General features: G+C 63.6%; 12 protein-coding genes. 2 read left to right on the top strand and 10 right to left on the bottom strand.

The window, feature by feature from the left end:
* Positions 1 to 49: 49 nt before the first annotated feature.
* The 3 genes from SPH52_RS10080 to SPH52_RS10090 all read right to left on the bottom strand — a co-directional run bounded on the left by SPH52_RS10080 (position 50) and on the right by SPH52_RS10090 (position 3289).
* The gene (locus tag SPH52_RS10080; RefSeq protein ID WP_411794887.1) at positions 50 to 1369 is read right to left on the bottom strand and encodes a TRAP transporter large permease; all 1320 of its coding nucleotides are present in this window, start codon (positions 1367 to 1369) and stop codon (positions 50 to 52) included.
* Complete coding sequence (locus tag SPH52_RS10085) at positions 1366 to 1962, bottom strand: TRAP transporter small permease subunit (RefSeq protein WP_411794950.1); 597 nt, start codon at positions 1960 to 1962, stop codon at positions 1366 to 1368. The genes SPH52_RS10080 and SPH52_RS10085 overlap by 4 nt, the downstream gene beginning before the upstream one ends.
* Before the next feature lie 115 nt (positions 1963 to 2077).
* A complete protein-coding gene (locus SPH52_RS10090; protein WP_411794888.1) occupies positions 2078 to 3289 on the bottom strand; it encodes a TRAP transporter substrate-binding protein in 1212 nt (403 codons plus the stop codon).
* Between the two features lie 482 nt (positions 3290 to 3771).
* Here SPH52_RS10090 and betT point away from each other — a divergent pair, with 482 nt between their 5' ends.
* Complete coding sequence (gene betT, locus SPH52_RS10095) at positions 3772 to 5817, top strand: choline BCCT transporter BetT (RefSeq protein WP_411794889.1); 2046 nt, start codon at positions 3772 to 3774, stop codon at positions 5815 to 5817.
* A gap of 137 nt (positions 5818 to 5954) precedes the next feature.
* Complete coding sequence (dauA, locus tag SPH52_RS10100) at positions 5955 to 7700, top strand: C4-dicarboxylic acid transporter DauA (RefSeq protein ID WP_411794890.1); 1746 nt, start codon at positions 5955 to 5957, stop codon at positions 7698 to 7700.
* Between the two features lie 23 nt (positions 7701 to 7723).
* Here the strand turns inward: dauA and SPH52_RS10105 are convergent, their stop codons facing one another.
* The 7 genes from SPH52_RS10105 to SPH52_RS10135 all read right to left on the bottom strand — a co-directional run bounded on the left by SPH52_RS10105 (position 7724) and on the right by SPH52_RS10135 (position 15711).
* Positions 7724 to 8143 carry a secondary thiamine-phosphate synthase enzyme YjbQ gene (locus tag SPH52_RS10105; RefSeq protein ID WP_411794891.1) on the bottom strand — a complete coding sequence of 140 codons (420 nt, stop codon included), beginning with the start codon at positions 8141 to 8143 and terminating at the stop codon, positions 7724 to 7726.
* Between the two features lie 20 nt (positions 8144 to 8163).
* Positions 8164 to 8775, bottom strand: a complete 612-nt coding sequence (locus tag SPH52_RS10110) for a methyltransferase (protein WP_411794892.1) — start codon at positions 8773 to 8775, stop codon at positions 8164 to 8166.
* Positions 8776 to 8922: 147 nt separating this feature from the next.
* Positions 8923 to 9951: an alcohol dehydrogenase AdhP gene (gene adhP / locus SPH52_RS10115; RefSeq protein WP_411794893.1), complete on the bottom strand. Its 1029-nt coding sequence runs from the start codon at positions 9949 to 9951 to the stop codon at positions 8923 to 8925.
* Positions 9952 to 10107: 156 nt separating this feature from the next.
* Complete coding sequence (locus SPH52_RS10120; protein WP_411794894.1) at positions 10108 to 11628, bottom strand: aldehyde dehydrogenase family protein; 1521 nt, start codon at positions 11626 to 11628, stop codon at positions 10108 to 10110.
* A gap of 271 nt (positions 11629 to 11899) precedes the next feature.
* The gene (locus SPH52_RS10125; protein WP_411794895.1) at positions 11900 to 13681 is read right to left on the bottom strand and encodes a PQQ-dependent methanol/ethanol family dehydrogenase; all 1782 of its coding nucleotides are present in this window, start codon (positions 13679 to 13681) and stop codon (positions 11900 to 11902) included.
* Between the two features lie 273 nt (positions 13682 to 13954).
* Positions 13955 to 14902 (bottom strand): quinoprotein relay system zinc metallohydrolase 1, encoded by a 948-nt coding sequence (locus tag SPH52_RS10130; RefSeq protein ID WP_411794896.1) that lies wholly within the window; start codon positions 14900 to 14902, stop codon positions 13955 to 13957.
* A 2-nt stretch (positions 14903 to 14904) separates the two neighbouring features.
* Positions 14905 to 15711 carry a quinoprotein dehydrogenase-associated SoxYZ-like carrier gene (locus SPH52_RS10135; RefSeq protein WP_411794897.1) on the bottom strand — a complete coding sequence of 269 codons (807 nt, stop codon included), beginning with the start codon at positions 15709 to 15711 and terminating at the stop codon, positions 14905 to 14907.
* Between the last annotated feature and the right edge of the window lie 2 nt (positions 15712 to 15713).

A 15713-nucleotide genomic window follows, 5' to 3' on the forward strand; every position in this document is an offset into this window, starting at 1 on the left:
GGGCCCGGCACTATGCCGGGCCCGCTGCGTTTACCACCGCCAGCAAGACTCAGTTATAGAGGACGCCTGGCAGCCAGAACACGATGCCCGGCACCATGTAGAGGATGAACATGGCCACGAACACCATCAGCAGGAACGGTGCAATGCCGATGAAGATGTCGTTGAGCTCGATACCCTTGGGCGAGATTCCCTTCAGGTAGAAGGCCGACATCGCCATGGGCGGCGTGAGGAACGAGGTCTGGATGTTGAGCGCCACCAGCACGCCGAAGAACAGCGGGTCGATGCCGAACATGTGCAGCAAGGGCAAGAAGATCGGCACGAAGATGATGATGATCTCGGTCCACTCCAGCGGCCAGCCGAGGATGAAGATCATCAACTGGGCCAGCAGCAGGAACTGCAGCGGAGTCAGCGACAGTCCGCTGATCCAGTGCTCGATCAGCGAGTGGCCGTCGAGCAACGAGAACACCGACGAGAAGATCCACGACCCGACGAACAGCCAGCACACCATGGCGCTGGTGCGTGCGGTGAGGAACACCGCCTCCTTGAGCCGCGCAAAGGTCATCTGGCGGTAAGCCGCCGCCAGCAGCATGGCGCCCAGCGCCCCGATACCGGCCGCTTCGTGGGGCGTGGCCAGCCCGAACAGGATCGCCCCCAGTACCGCCATGATCAGCACGAACAGCGGCACGAACGAAGTCAGCAGTCCCCAGTAGACCTGACCGAGGGGCACATTGAGCTTCTCTGCCGACAGTTTGGGCGCGACCTTCGGATTGATCATCGCCCGCCCCATCACATAGAGGATATAGAGCCCGGCCAATAGTAGCCCTGGTATCAGCGCAGCAGCATATAGGCGCACCACCGAAACCCCCGCCATCGCCCCGTAGAGAATCAGCATGATGCTTGGCGGGATCAGGATGCCAAGACAGCCCCCGGCGCAGATCACGCCGCTCGACATACGCTTGTCGTAGCCGGCGTTGAGCATCGCCGGCAGTGCCAGCAGCCCCATCAGCGTCACCACGGCCCCGACGATACCGGTGGCGGTGGCGAACAACGCGCAGGTGATCAGGCTCGCCACGGCCAGCGAAGCCGGCATGCCCCGTGCGGCGAGCTGCAGACTGCCGAACAGACGGTCGAGAATGTTGGCCCGTTCGACCATGTAGCCCATGAACAAAAACAGCGGCACGGCGATCAGCACGTCGTTGGACATGACGCCATAGGCACGCTGTACCAGCAGCGGGAAGATGATGTCGCCGATGGCAAAGTAGCCGAAGCCGATGCCCATGGCGATCAGCGTGAAGGCAATGGGGAAGCCGAGCATGATCAGGATGACCAGCATGCCCAGCATCAGGATTCCGATTTCCGGCTCGCTCATGGCTGCTTGTCTCCTGACGCTTGCTGGGCGGCCTTGATCTCGGCCTCTTTGTTGATGGGAATCTCTATCTCTTCGACGTCCTCCAGCCGTCGCGGCCACTTGCCATGCTTGAGACACAGAATGCAGCGGGCCACCTCGGCCAGTCCCTGGAGCGCCAGGAGGGCGCCGCAAGCGGGTATCACGAACTTGTAGGGCCAGATCGGCGGTCCGCCCGGAGTGAAGGAGCTGTGCTCGTTCTGCCGGAAGGAGACGGCAAAGAAGTCCCAGCCGCTCCACACCAGGGCGAGAATGCCGGGGTAGAAGAACAGCAGATAGAGCGCCAGCTCGAATCCCGCCTGCACGCGGATGGGGAAGTAGCGCGACACCACGTCGGCACGTACGTGGGCGTTGTGAGCCAGCGCATAGGCCCCGCTCATCATGAACAGCGTGCCGTAGAGCATGTAGCTGGTGTCATAGGCCCAGGTGGTCGGCGACCTCAGGGCATAGCGCATGAAGACCTCATAGCTCACCACGAAGGTCAGGATCAGGATCGCCCAGGCGAAGGCCTTGCCCACCCAAGTGCTGAGATGGTCGATGAAGAACACGAAACGCATGGTCACCTCTCACCTCTCTGCGCCACCCACCGGGGCGACGCAGAGACGGACACGAAACCCGGCAACGTCCTGCACCGGGGCAACATGATTGGCCGGGCCCAGCGGGCCCGGCGGCTCACAGGATGGTGGAGGTATCGGTGGGTGACTTGCCGTAGAAGTGTTCATAGGCAGGCTGCTTGGGTGTGGTGTGTTCGAGGTGGTAGCCCACCACCCGGTCGCAGTATTCGCGCTGGTGATCGACCACCTTCTTGAAGAACGCATCCTGCGACTCGTTCTCGATCACCCTGTCCCACGCCTCGAGCTGCGCCTGCAGCACCGAATCGGGCGTGATGTAGGTCTGTACCCCCTGCTGCTCGCGCATGGCGATGAGATCCCGCGGGTAACGCTCCATGGCCTTCCAGTACATCTCTGAGGAAGCCGCCTTGGCGGCGTATTGCAGGATCGCCTGGAACTCCTCGGGCAGGCTGTCATGCTTGGTCTTGTTGAAGATGATCTCGAAGGCCTCGCAGTCCTGGTGATAGCTGCGCAGCATCCAGGTCTTGCTGACGTCGGGAAAACCGAGCAGGCGATCAGAAGAGGGGTTGTTGAACTCGGCACCATCGAGCAGGCCGCGGTCCATGGCCGGCACGATGTCACCACCGCCCATGATGGTCACCGCCGCACCGAACTCGCGCATCACGTCGGCAGCCAGGCCCACGGTGCGGTACTTGAGCCCACGCAGGTCATCGGCACTGCTGATAGGCTCCTTGAACCAACCCAGTGCCTGGGTCGGCATGGGGCCGGTCTGGTAGCCCACCAGCGGCAGCTCGAGGTTGGTCAGCAGCTCGTTGTAGAGCTCCATACCGCCGCCATTCCAGAACCAGGCGAGGAACTGGTGCGCATCCCAGCCGAAGGGTGGCGGCGTGCCGAACAGCGAGAAGGCCTTGTGCTTGCCGTACCAATAGGCGGTCACGCCATGGCCACCATCGAGCGCCCCGGAAATGACCGCATCCTGCAACTGCAACGCCCCGACTACGGCACCGGCCGGTAGCAGGTTGAGCCGCAGGCGGCCACCCGACATCTCGTTGACGATGCGCACGTAGTCAGCGGCAAACTCGTGGAAGATGTCCTGGTTGGGCCAGGTACTCTGGAAGCGCAGCGTAGTGGTCTGGGCCACGGCGATACTGGGGAAACCCACTGCAGCTGCGGCACCCGCCCCCACGGCGACAGCCGAACCGGTGAGAAAACGGCGACGCGAGGTATCGGTGGATGGGTTGCTGGTGGACTTGATCTCGCTGGCGATTTGCCCGTCGGTCTGGACCGTGGGCGTATTCTTGTCTTGAGCCATCAGATACTCCAGAGAACTTATTATCGTTGTACTTCTGGCTGCGCGAGCCATCGTTGTCCGCTCGCACAGACATCCCGAGAGCCTCCCTGCCGATGCTGACACTAGGCACGCTTCCCTCAGGCGCAATCGGTTACATCAGGTATAGCTGGGGTAAGCGCAGGCGCAAGCGATGTTTCCTATGTTCAGTTAACGTTCCTGCCGAATCTGTTAACGCAGGGTTGAAGGCCCCAGGCAAACCGCGTATTTTATTTGAACGTTCATTCAAAAATAAGAGCGACTTCCCGCCATGAAGTCGTCAGCCCTGACCTCCTACCCCTACGGCACATGATGGCCTCCACGGCTGCGTGGCCTTCGATGGTCCGTCAGGTCTGAAACATTGGGCAGTACTCAGGTGTGCTTTCGATTGTGAGGAACAATCCTAAGCGCGCCTCGGCAGGGAATCGGCGGGAAGGTGCATTCACTTCGTAAAGGAGTTTGCCTGCATGGCGCAGAACCTACCCAACGGACGGCGCGACCGGCTCAACCCCGTAGTCTTCCACGGCTCGGTGGCTGGCATCCTGGTCTTCCTCGTCCTCACCATGACCTTCACCGAACAGGCTGGCGCCTTCTTCGACGCCGGCCTGGCCTGGGTCAGCGCAACCTTCGGCTGGTACTACATGCTGGCGGTCGTGGCCTATCTCGTCTTCGTGGTCGCCATCGGCATGTCGCGGTTCGGTCGCATTCGCCTCGGCCCCGACCATTCCCGACCGGAATTCTCGACGCTGTCGTGGGCGGCGATGCTGTTCGCCGCCGGCATCGGCATCGACCTGTTGTTCTTCAGCGTCGCCGAGCCGGTGGCCCACTACCTGGCACCGCCGGACCTAGAGCCAGAGAGCCAGGCGGCGATGCGCGCCGCCGTGGTGCAGACCTTCATGCACTGGGGGCTCTCCGGCTGGGGACTCTACGTGCTGATGGGCATGGCACTGGCCTACTTCAGCTATCGCCATCGCCTGCCGCTGGCCATTCGCAGCGCGCTCTACCCACTGCTCGGCAAGCGCATCCATGGCCCCATCGGCAATGCGGTGGACATCACAGCGGTGATCTCCACCGTCTTCGGCATCGCCACCAGCCTCGGCATCGGCGTCATGCAGCTCAACTACGGGCTGGCCTACATGTTCGACGTGCCCGAGAGCCTCTCGGTGCAGGTCATCCTGATCGCACTGGTGGTGGTGCTCGCCACCATCTCGGTGGTCAGCGGCGTGGAGAAGGGCATCCGCCGGCTGTCGGAGTTCAACATGCTGCTGGCGCTCGCGCTGCTGCTGTTCGTGCTGTTTCAGGGCCACACCCTGCAACTGCTCGACATGGCGGTGAACAACGCCGGCGATTATCTTTCCAGCTTCGTGGCCATGAGCTTCAACACCTACGCCTTCGCCGGTGACGAGGCCAACGAATGGAAGATGTGGTGGACGATCTTCTTCTGGGGCTGGTGGATCGCCTGGACGCCCTTCGTCGGCCTGTTCCTGGCGCGTATCTCGCGCGGGCGCACCATCCGCCAGTTCGTCGCCGGGGCGCTGGGCATTCCGCTGGCGTTCATGATGGTATGGATGTCGGTCTTCGGTAACAGCGGTATCGAACTGGTGGCCAATCAGGGAATCGTCGAACTCGGCGAGCAAGCCCTGAACACTCCGCAGACCACCATGTACACGCTGCTCGAATACTATCCCTGGGTCGGCGTCACCGCGGCCGTAGTCACCGTGCTGGGCATCGTGTTCTTCATTACCTCGGCGGACTCCGGTGCGCTGGTACTGGCGAACTTCACCTCTATCCTGTCGGACGTTAACCATGACGCGCCGATCAAGCTGCGCATCTTCTGGTCGGCAATGATCGGCCTGGTAACCGTGGCACTGCTGATGGCGGGAGGCCTGGCGGCACTGCAGAGCGCCGTAGTAATCACCGCCCTGCCCTTCTCGCTGGTGATATTCGCCATCATGTACGGCATGTACAAGGCGCTCAAGCTGGAGGGCAGCAAGGCCGAGGCGCGCCGCCGCATTGCCGGCACCGCACCGGGTGGCGACTGGCGCGAGCGCCTCGACCGTGCCCTGGACATCTCCAACCGTGCGGGTGCTGCCGCCACCATCGAGCATGCCATCCGTCCGGCGCTGACACAGTTCGCCCAGGAGCTGGAGAGCCGGGGCCAGGAGGCCAACGTGACCGAGGAGCTGCTCGAGGGTGAGTCGCTGCCCTGCCTGACCCTGCAGGTGGATCTTGAGAATGCGGCTAGCTTCGTCTATCAGGTGTGCCCGCACCGCATGCGCACGCCAAGCTTCCTGCCGGCGGACGACGACTATTACGTACGCCTCGACGTCTATCTGGCCGAAGGCGGCCAGGAGAAGGACCTCAACGGCTTCACCCGCGGCCAGGTGATCGCCGACGTGCTCTCGGAATACGAGCGCCACCTGCACTTCCTGGCCCTGGCCGGCCAGGGCGGCAACGTGCAGGCCATGCCGGGTGCGGTGGGCGAACCGCCGGCGGATGCCAGCCCAGCCTGATCCGCTCTCTTGCTCCGCTCGCGGCGGCACCCTTCGGGTGCCGCCGTTTTGTTTGCGTCATAGACGTTGGCCGGCTTGTGGCAGCGCAATATGCAGGAGTAACGTTACCGTTACCTTGCGCCTCTTTCGGTATCGCCATGTCCCGTCCACGTCACGCTCCCCGCTATCGGCCGCCCCTGCCCGGCAGTGCCCTGCTTGCAGCCTGGCGTCAGGGCTATGGCCTGGCCGAACTCAAGCGCGACCTGCTCGCCGGCCTGACCATAGGCATCGTCGCAGTGCCGCTCTCGATGGCGCTGGCCATCGCCACCGGAGTACCGCCCCAGCACGGCTTGTATACCGCCATCGTGGCGGGAGCCATCATCGCGCTGACCGGCGGCTCGCGCTTCAACATCTCCGGCCCCACCGCCGCCTTCGTGGTGATCCTGTTTCCCATCGTCGCCAGCCATGGCCTTGGCGGGCTATTGATCGCCACGCTGATGGCGGGACTGATCCTGGTGGCGCTGGGGCTGGCGCGGCTGGGAAACCTGATCCAGTTCGTGCCCTACCCGGTGGTGCTCGGCTTCACCGCCGGCATCGCCGTGGTGATCGCCCTGCTGCAGCTACCCGACTTCCTCGGGCTCCAAGGCGTCGCGCTCGGCGACAGCACGCTGCACAACTTGGCAGCCATTGTCCGCTCCGCCCCCTCGCTGGCGCCGGCCGAGCTCGGTATCGGGCTGCTCACGCTGGCCACGCTGATCCTGTGGCCGCGCGTGAAGCTGCCGGTGCCGGCGCCGCTGGTCGGCCTGGCGGTGGGCACGCTGGCGGCACTGGCCGTGTCCCCTCTGGGCGTCGAGATCGAGACCATCGCCTCGCGCTTCAGTTGGGAGTACCAAGGCCAGACGGGCAGCGGTATTCCGCCCTTCGCCCCCAATCTGCTGCTGCCCTGGCGGTTGCCCGGGGCCGACGGGGCTCCGCTCACGGTGGATTTCGCCCTGATCCGCGAGTTGCTCGGCCCGGCGCTGGCCATCGCCATGCTGGCAGCCATCGAGTCGCTGCTCTGCGCGGTGGTGGCCGACGGGCTGACCCGCACCCGCCACGACCCCAACGCCGAGCTGATCGGCCAAGGGCTGGGCAATATCGCCGCACCGTTCTTCGGCGGCATTACCGCCACCGCGGCGCTTGCGCGTACGGCCACCAACATTCGCAGCGGCGCCTTCTCGCCGGTGGCCGCGGTAGTCCATGCGCTGGTGGTGTTGTTGGCGGTGGTGGCACTGGCCGGCGTGCTCGCCCTGGTACCGATGGCCGCGCTTGCCGCCCTGCTGTTCGTCATCGCCTGGAACATGAGCGAGGCGCGCCACTTCGTCCATATCCTGAAGAGCGCGCCGGGCAGCGACGTGGCAATCCTGGTGATCTGCTTCCTGCTTACGGTGGTGTTCGACATGGTGCTGGCAGTAGCGGTGGGCATCGGCCTGGCGGCGGCATTGTTCATCCGCCGTATGGCCGACCTGACCCACGCCCGCCGCCTCGAACCCGGCAGTGACGAAGAGAGCCAAGACCTGCCTCGCCAGGTGGCGCTCTACGACGTCAATGGACCGCTGTTCTTCGGCGCCGCAGAGAAAGCCGTCTCATCGCTGCGGGTGGTCGACCCCGAGGTGCGCGTGGTGATGCTCGACATGCGCGACGTGCCAAGCCTGGACGCTACGGCCATCGTCGCCCTGCAGTCGCTGGTCGAGGAGCTGCGCGCGCGCCAGGTTGGGCTGATCTTCATCGGCATGCCGGCGCGCATGGTGGTGAAGCTCAAGCGCGCCGGCGTCAAGCGCCAGGCCGGCCAGTTGGCAGCCGTGCGCGACCCGCGCCAGGCCAAGCGGTTGGCAGAGCGCTGGCTGGCCGTGCCGGCCGACTGAAGCGGCGCTCAACTGCCGGTTTCTCACTCCCCTTGTAGCGTGGCAATCAGCCGTCGCGCACCGCCGTGGTCGCGATGCTCGCCGAGCCAGAGCCCCTGCCAAGTACCGAGCGCCAGGCGACCGCCACGCACCGCCAGGGTGAGCTGGGTGCCGAGCAGGCTGGCGCAGACGTGGGCCGGCATGTCATCGGGCCCTTCCAGGGTATGGCGGAAATAGGACAGGTCGCCAGGGATGCGCTCGCGCAGGAAGGCGTCGAGATCATGTCGCACATCCGGGTCGGCGTTCTCGTTGAGCGTCAGCGAGGCCGAGGTATGCAGCAGCTGCAGGTGCAGCAGCCCCACCCTCACCTCACGCAACTCCGTCAGCGCCGAGGCCACTTCGTCGGTGATCAGATGAAAGCCCCGCGAGCGCGGGGCCAGGTGCAGTTCCCGTTGATGCCACATGGAACGCTCTCCTCGATAACTCAATCCTTGCGTTCGAACAGTACCAGATGCGTGGGCTGGCCGAGCTCGGGGTGCCATTCGCCAATGCCCGAGATCGCGGCCCGGTAGCCGTTACGATAGGCGACACCCCGCGCCCAGTCGCGAAAGCGATCCCGCGTCCACTCGAAGCGGTGGTCAGGGTCGCGAAACTCACCAGGCGCCAGTCCGAACAGAGGGTTGTAGTCGTGATTGGGGGTTGTCAGCACGAGCAGGCCGGGGCGCAGCGTGCCAAAGACGGCTCGCTCCACCTGCGACAGGTTGCCCGGTAAAACGTGTTCGATGGTCTCGAGCATGGCGGCGGCATCGAAGCCGACAAACGACGTATGCGGTTCGGCGTAGGAGCCACAGACGAGGGTGAGGCGCTCGCGGCATGCAGCCGGCAGCCGCTCCAGGCGCATCTTGGCCTGCGCCAGCAACTCCCCCGACAGTTCCAGCCCCGCCACTTGCTCGAACTGAGGCTCGCGCAGCAGGTACTGCAGCAGCCCCCCGGAACCACAGCCGAGATCGAGCACCCGGCGCGCGCCGCTCCCTTTCAGCAAGGACGCAACTCGCAGCCATCGCTGTTGGTGAAGGTCGTCGTCCTCCAGCTCCATGTCCCATTCCCCCGATGCGAAGGGCGAATGATGAAGCAAAGCTCCCTGCTCTTGTAGTGGCGTTAAAATTTAAGGGTCGTGGCGATAAAAAAAGCGCGGCACGAGCCGCGCTTGAAGTCGCCATTGCTGGCGACGAGAGAGCAACCTTCAGCTTGCCATGTCCAGCACCACACGGCCCTCGATCTTGCCGTCGAGCATGCGCTGGAAGACATCGTTGATGTTCTCGAGACGATCGGTGCTCACCGTGGCCTTGACCTTGCCCTCACCGGCGAAGTCCAGCGACTCCTGCAGATCCTGGCGGGTGCCGACGATGGAACCACGCACGGTGATGCCGTTGAGTACGGTCTCGAAGATAGGCAGCGGAAAGTCACCGGGCGGCAGGCCGTTGAGTGAAATGGTGCCGCCCCGGCGCACCATGCCCTGGGCCTGCTCGAAGGCCTTGGGCGACACCGCCGTGACCAGCACCCCATGGGCGCCACCGATGGCCTTCTTGAGATAGGCCACCGGGTCGGTCTTGGCCGCGTTGACGGTAACGCTGGCACCCAGGCGCTCGGCCAGCGCCAGCTTGGCGTCGTCGATATCCACGGCGGCCACGTTGAGACCCATGGCCTTGGCGTACTGCACCGCCATGTGGCCCAGCCCGCCGACGCCGGAGATCACTACCCACTGGCCGGGGCGGGTGTCGGTCACCTTGAGTCCCTTGTAGACGGTGACGCCGGCGCACAGTACCGGTGCGATCTCGACGAAGCCGACGTTGTCCGGCAGGTGGCCGGCATAATCGGCCACCGCCAGGGTATAGTCGGCAAAGCCGCCATTGACCGAATAACCCGTGTTCTTCTGCGACTCGCACAGGGTCTCCCAGCCGCCCAGGCAGTGCTCGCAGTGGCCACAGGCGGAGTGCAGCCAGGGGACGCCGATGCGATCGCCCTCCTTGACATGCTTGACGCCGGCACCGACGGCGGCCACATGGCCCACGCCCTCGTGACCGGGAATGAAAGGTGGGCTCGGCTTGACCGGCCAGTCGCCGTGGGCGGCATGGAGGTCGGTATGGCATACCCCCGAGGCGGCGATCTTGACCAGCACCTCACCGGGACCGGGGCGTGGCACCTCCACCTCCTCGATGGCCAGCGGCTCGCCAAACTTGCGTACCACGGCGGCTTTCATCGTCTTGTCCATTGCCTTGCTCTCCTTATCTAGCCTGTCGTGTCGGACGGCAGTTGCCGAACGACGGAACCAACGGAATCGCCAGGGCCTGGAGTGGTTGGCCACTCTCTAGAAAAAGGCAGCACGCCGCCCGACAGGGCCGGACGGCGTGGTTCACTGCATGGTGGCTCAGAAGAAACCGAGCGGATTGATGTCGTAGCTGACCAGCAGGTTCTTGGTCTGCTGGTAGTGCTCGAGTGCCACCTTGTGGGTTTCACGACCGACGCCGGACTTCTTGTAGCCACCAAAGGCGGCATGCGCCGGATACTGATGATAGCAGTTGGTCCACACGCGGCCGGCCTGGATGCCGCGGCCCATACGGAAGGCGACGTTGATGTCGCGGCTCCACACGCCGGCCCCGAGGCCGAACTCGGTGTCGTTGGCGATGGCCAGCGCCTCTTCCTCGTCCTTGAAGGTGGTCACCGCCACCACCGGGCCGAAGATCTCCTCCTGGAACACGCGCATCTTGTTGTTGCCCTTGAGCAGCGTCGGCTGGATGTAGTAGCCCTTGTCGTAAGCCGGGTCGAAGCTCTCCTTGTTGCCGCCGGTAAGGAATTCGGCGCCCTCCTCGCGAGCGATGTCCATGTAGGACATGATCTTGTCGAACTGCTCCTGGGAAGCCTGGGCTCCGACCTGAACGTCGGTATCCAGCGGGTTACCGCGTTTGATCTGCCCCACCTTTTCCATGACCTTGGCCATGAAGGAATCGTAGATGCTCTCCTGGATCAGTGCCCGCGACGGACAGGTGCACACCTCGCCCTGGTTGAAGAAGGCCAGTACCAGGCCTTCAGCGGCTTTCTCGATGAAAGCCGGTTCGGCATCCATGATGTCGGCGAAGTAGATGTTCGGCGACTTGCCGCCCAGTTCCACGGTGGAGGGAATGATATTCTCGGCGGCGCACTTGAGGATGTGCGCCCCCACCGGAGTGGAGCCGGTGAAGGCGATCTTGGCGATGCGCTTGCTGGTCGCCAGCGCCTGGCCCGCCTCGGCGCCATAGCCGTTGACCACGTTGACCACGCCCGGGGGCAGCAGGTCGCCGATCAGTTTCATCAGCTCGAGAACCGAGGCCGGAGTCTGCTCAGCGGGCTTGAGTACCACGCAATTGCCGGCGGCCAGCGCCGGGGCCAGCTTCCATACCGCCATCAGCAGCGGGAAGTTCCACGGGATGATCTGCCCCACCACGCCCAGCGGCTCGTGGAAGTGATAGGAGACGGTATTGGCGTCGATATCGGCCGCGGTGCCCTCCTGGGCGCGGATGCAGCCAGCGAAGTAGCGGAAATGGTCGACGGCCAGCGGAATGTCGGCGTTGATGGTTTCGCGCACCGCCTTGCCGTTGTCCCAGGTTTCGGCAACGGCCAGCATTTCCAGGTTCTGCTCGATACGATCGGCGATCTTGAGCAGGATGTTGCTGCGCTCGGTGGCGGAGGTCCTGCCCCAGGCTGGTGCGGCGGCGTGGGCAGCGTCCAGCGCTTTCTCGATGTCCTCGGCGGTGGAGCGCGGAATCTGGCAGAACACCTCACCGTTGACCGGGCTGACGTTGTCGAAGTACTGGCCGTTGACCGGGGGCACGAACTCGCCGCCGATATAGTTGCCGTAGCGCTGTTCGAAGGTAATGACGGAACCGGACTGACCGGGATTGGCGTAGATCATGATGCATGCTCCTGGGTTGCGTTGTTGTTGCTCAGTGGCGGCGGAAGGCAGCGATGACTGCAGCTTTCACGGACCACCAATATGCTGTGTGCGACATGGGTTCCTTGCTTCCCTCGTCCGGCGCGCCAGTGATTGCCAAGTGGTGTTGGCCGGCCTCAGTTCGCAGTGTAGATAACCTTGGGGTGAGTACCTCATCCTCCCTTGGGGGGCATTGGGGAGGGTCTTTGGTCGTAGTCTGCCGGGCCCGTGCAGGCCCGGCAGGCCCAGCGAGCTATTGCGCCGCGTACTCACCCGGCAGCTTGAAGGTCCACAGCATGCCGCCCTGGTTGAAGTTCTTGATCACCTCGGCCACCTCGCCGCCCCACAGGGGCACCGCGCCGCCCCAGCCGGAAACCACCGAGACGTACTGCTCGCCCTCCATCTCCCAGGTGATCGGCGTGCCGACCACGCCCGAGCCGGTATTGAATTTCCACAGCTCCTCGCCGGTAGCGGCATCGAATGCCTTCAGGTAACCCTCGGGCGTACCGGTGAAGACCAGGTTGCCGGCGGTGGTCATCACGCCGCCCCACAGCGGTGCGCGATTCTCGTGTCGCCACACCTCCTCGCCGGTGCGCGGGTCGACGGCACGCAGCACGCCGATGTAGTCGTCGTTGGTGGGTCGGATGGTGAACCCTGCCCCGAGGTAGGCCGCCCCCTTGCGGTAGGAGACCGGTTCGTTCCAGATGTCCATCATCCACTCGTTGGAGGGGATGTAGAAAAGCCCGGTATCCTGGCTGTAGGCCATGGGATTCCAGTTCTTGGCGCCGAGGAAGGCCGGATACGCCTCCACCGTTTCTCCCCGTTCGCCTTCGCTGTCGGCCGGGTTGCCCGGGCGCCCTGCGGGGTTGTAGATGGGCCGGCCGCTCTCGTCCAGGCCCTCCGCCCAGGTGATCTTGTCGGCAAACGGGAAGCCACGGATGAACTCGCCGCTCTCGCGATTGAGCACATAGAAGAAACCGTTGCGATCCGCGGTGGCCGCGGCCTTGACCAGGCTGCCATTCTCTTCGTAGTCGAAGGAGATCACCTCGTTGACGCCGTCGTAGTCCCAGCCGTCATTGGGCGTTGCCTGGAAATGCCACTTGATGGTGCCATCGTCTGGATCGATGGCCAGCCGCGATGAGGTGTAGAGGTTGTCACCCGGACGCAGATGGGAATTCCAGGGTCCGGGGTTACCGGTGCCGATCAGCAGGCTATGGGTATCAGCATCGTAGAAGCCACCCAGCCAGGGCGCACCACCGCCCTGCTGCCACATGTCGCCCGGCCAGGTCAGTCCCGCCTCGCCGCCGGTGATACCGTTCTCTACCGGCTCGCCGTTCTCGTACACGTAGCCCATGTGACCCTCGATCACCGGCCGGGTCCACAGCTCGTCGCCGGTCTCGGCGTCGAAGGCATAGATGGTGCCCACTACGCCGAACTCGCCCCCGGCCACCCCGGTGATCAACTTGCCATCGATGACGATGGGTGCCGCCGAGATCGCGTGTCCCGCTGCATAGTCGGCCACTCGCTTGATCCACTGCACGTTCCCGGTTTCGCGATCGAGGGCCACCAGGCGCGCATCGAGCGTGCCGAAATAGATCTTGTCGCCATAGATGGCGGCGCCACGGTTGACCACGTCACAGCAGGGCATGATACCGTCGGGCAGTCGCGCCTCGTACTGCCAGATCTCCTCACCGGTATGAGCGTCCACGGCCCAGAGTCGCGAGTAGGAACCGGTCACATACATCACGCCATCCTTGACCAGAGGCTGCGACTCCTGGCCACGCTGTTTCTCACCACCGAAAGAGAAGGCCCACACCGGTCGCAACTGATGAACGTTGTCGGTATTGAGTGTCGCCAGCGGGCTATAACGCTGGCCGTGCAGCCCCATGCCGTTGGTGACTACCTGGTCAGTGGTCAAGTGATCGTTGAGCATGTCGTCGAAGGTAACGGCCTGGGCATGCATGGAAACTGCAACGGTGATGGCCGTCAGGGCAAGTGGCATGGCCAGCTTGCCGAAAGGGATCGATTGGGTCATGACGCTCTCCGAGGGGGACAGTGGGTCGACAGGATTGTTGTTCGAGTCCAGCGCCTTCGGGCTGGCGCTTCGCCTCACAATCTGTTCCATCCAGGCTTGCCCAGCCATGGCCAACAGGGACGACTTTTCCTCCTCTCTTGGTCGTACGACCTACCGCAATCGATGCCTCAGTCTGGATAAAAAAAGAAAAAAGCCACCCTTTTCCCATCCGCAGATGAAAAAAGAATGGCAAGAGCCATGTTCGACATATACCGTCAAGTCATTCGCTTTCTGCTACCGCCCTCCCTCGTCAATCAGTTCGAGCGCCTTTCGCTCATAGCGCCCATAAAGATGGCTGACGCTGCGTATCAACTCGTGGCGGGTCATGGCAATTTCATCGAACCGCTCAGGTATCGGCAACCCCATCACTTCACTTGCCGTCAGGCCCTGGCTTGCCGCCTCCCTCAAGGTATCGTCCAGCCAGTCGAGATAGGCGTGCATCTGCTCGAAGGGGGCTCGGCCCTCGATCAAGGGACCGTGGCCGGGCACCAGGTAGCGAAAGTCGAGCGATTCCAGTTCGCGCAATTCCTCGCGCCAGACGGCGAGGCCCGGTGTGTGTGGCGTGGTCGCAGCTCGCTGATAGAAGAGCATATCGGCGGCCAGCAATACGCCGGAAGCATGGTCCATCAGCACCAGATCGGCCCCGGAATGGCCGCTCATGGCAATCAGCTCGATGTCCCGGCCGCCGATGATCATTCGTCCGGGCGTCACCCTCCGGGTGGGCAGCACGACTTCGGTGCCACGCATCCAGTCGCCCAGCGTGCGGTAGAGGTTCTCGGCAAAGTCGTTGCCCTGTTCAGCGAGGCGCAGAATGGTACCTTCCAGGGCGTAGAGCATCTCCGGATCGAAAGCCTGGTTGCCGAAGACATGGTCGGGATGATGATGGGAAAGAAGCACGTGAGTAATGGGAAGTTCGGTCACTGCGGCGATCGCTTCGCGCAGCTGTTCGCCATAGCGCCATGAAGGCCCCGTGTCGAAGACGATTACGCCCTGCTCGGTAATAATGAAGGCAATGTTTACGATATTACCTCCATTGTCGGATGAAAAATCCTCCGTTTCGCCTTCGATGATCCATACGCCCGGGGCGATCTCCACCGGTTTGAGCGCATACCGGTAGTCATCTGCCAAGGCAACCTGACAGCCAAGGACCAGGCTGATGTAAAGCGGGATCAGATAGCGCATGATCAGCCTCCCAGCCGGCTCTCGAAGACGTTACCGCCATTGTCACGCATCCACAGGGTGATGCCGTCCTCCTTCCCTTCGTGCTCCAGGTCGAAGACGAAAAGAGGGTTCTCGGATGCCGATTCGGATAGCGTCATGCTGGCGAGGCGCACCTGGCTGGCTGCATTGCGTAGCTCCAGGTTTTCGATATTGAAGCGCGGAATATTTCCAACCATGCCGGAATCCATGGGGTGCATGATCTGGAGCTTGACGCGAGTTCCAGCCTGCTCGCCGAGCGGAGAGAACAAGGCCCCGCGGATCTGGCCGATACTGGCTGACCAATCGGGATTGCTGGCGGCAGCGCTGGGGGCGGTGCAGCCGCCACCGGCCGCCTCGACGTGAGCGCTGCCGATATGCCAGTTGCCCTCATCGTCGCGCACCGCGGCGCGCAGCGTCGAGGCTTGCTGAATGCGGAAATTCAGCGCGATGACTCGCACCTCGGCGGCCTCGGGCCGCACGCTGAAGAGATGCGGTACCGGGTTCAAATCCACCCAGGTGACGATCTCCTCGATGGCCGGCTCGAACCCCGAGAGATCCACCGTCAAGGGCACTTGGGTGGCGTCCTCGGCGAAGTGCGGCACCTTGAGCACCACCTGATCGCTATGTCGAACGACGGCGCCTTCGCCGAGGTAGCGATCCAGGTTGTAACGCCACATCGGTGAACGGTAGGGGTCGTCAGGCGGGGCGGCGTTGGCGGCCATCGCCACCAGGCACGCCATGCCGAGGAGCCCGTTACGCCAGCCTGTCTTGCCAAGTCGAATGCGCAGCATGG

It is taken from the genome of Halomonas sp. A29, assembly GCF_046723295.1.
Classification (GTDB): domain Bacteria; phylum Pseudomonadota; class Gammaproteobacteria; order Pseudomonadales; family Halomonadaceae; genus Halomonas.

Coding starts and splice junctions, on each gene's coding strand:
- dauA (WP_411794890.1), top strand. CDS start 5,955: ATGTCCCGTCCACGTCACGCTCCCCGCTATCGGCCGCCCCTGCCCGGC.
- SPH52_RS10125 (WP_411794895.1), bottom strand. CDS start 13,681: ATGACCCAATCGATCCCTTTCGGCAAGCTGGCCATGCCACTTGCCCTG.
- SPH52_RS10135 (WP_411794897.1), bottom strand. CDS start 15,711: ATGCTGCGCATTCGACTTGGCAAGACAGGCTGGCGTAACGGGCTCCTC.
- SPH52_RS10080 (WP_411794887.1), bottom strand. CDS start 1,369: ATGAGCGAGCCGGAAATCGGAATCCTGATGCTGGGCATGCTGGTCATC.
- SPH52_RS10130 (WP_411794896.1), bottom strand. CDS start 14,902: ATGCGCTATCTGATCCCGCTTTACATCAGCCTGGTCCTTGGCTGTCAG.
- SPH52_RS10110 (WP_411794892.1), bottom strand. CDS start 8,775: ATGGAGCTGGAGGACGACGACCTTCACCAACAGCGATGGCTGCGAGTT.
- SPH52_RS10105 (WP_411794891.1), bottom strand. CDS start 8,143: ATGTGGCATCAACGGGAACTGCACCTGGCCCCGCGCTCGCGGGGCTTT.
- SPH52_RS10085 (WP_411794950.1), bottom strand. CDS start 1,962: ATGCGTTTCGTGTTCTTCATCGACCATCTCAGCACTTGGGTGGGCAAG.
- SPH52_RS10120 (WP_411794894.1), bottom strand. CDS start 11,628: ATGATCTACGCCAATCCCGGTCAGTCCGGTTCCGTCATTACCTTCGAA.
- betT (WP_411794889.1), top strand. CDS start 3,772: ATGGCGCAGAACCTACCCAACGGACGGCGCGACCGGCTCAACCCCGTA.
- adhP (WP_411794893.1), bottom strand. CDS start 9,951: ATGGACAAGACGATGAAAGCCGCCGTGGTACGCAAGTTTGGCGAGCCG.
- SPH52_RS10090 (WP_411794888.1), bottom strand. CDS start 3,289: ATGGCTCAAGACAAGAATACGCCCACGGTCCAGACCGACGGGCAAATC.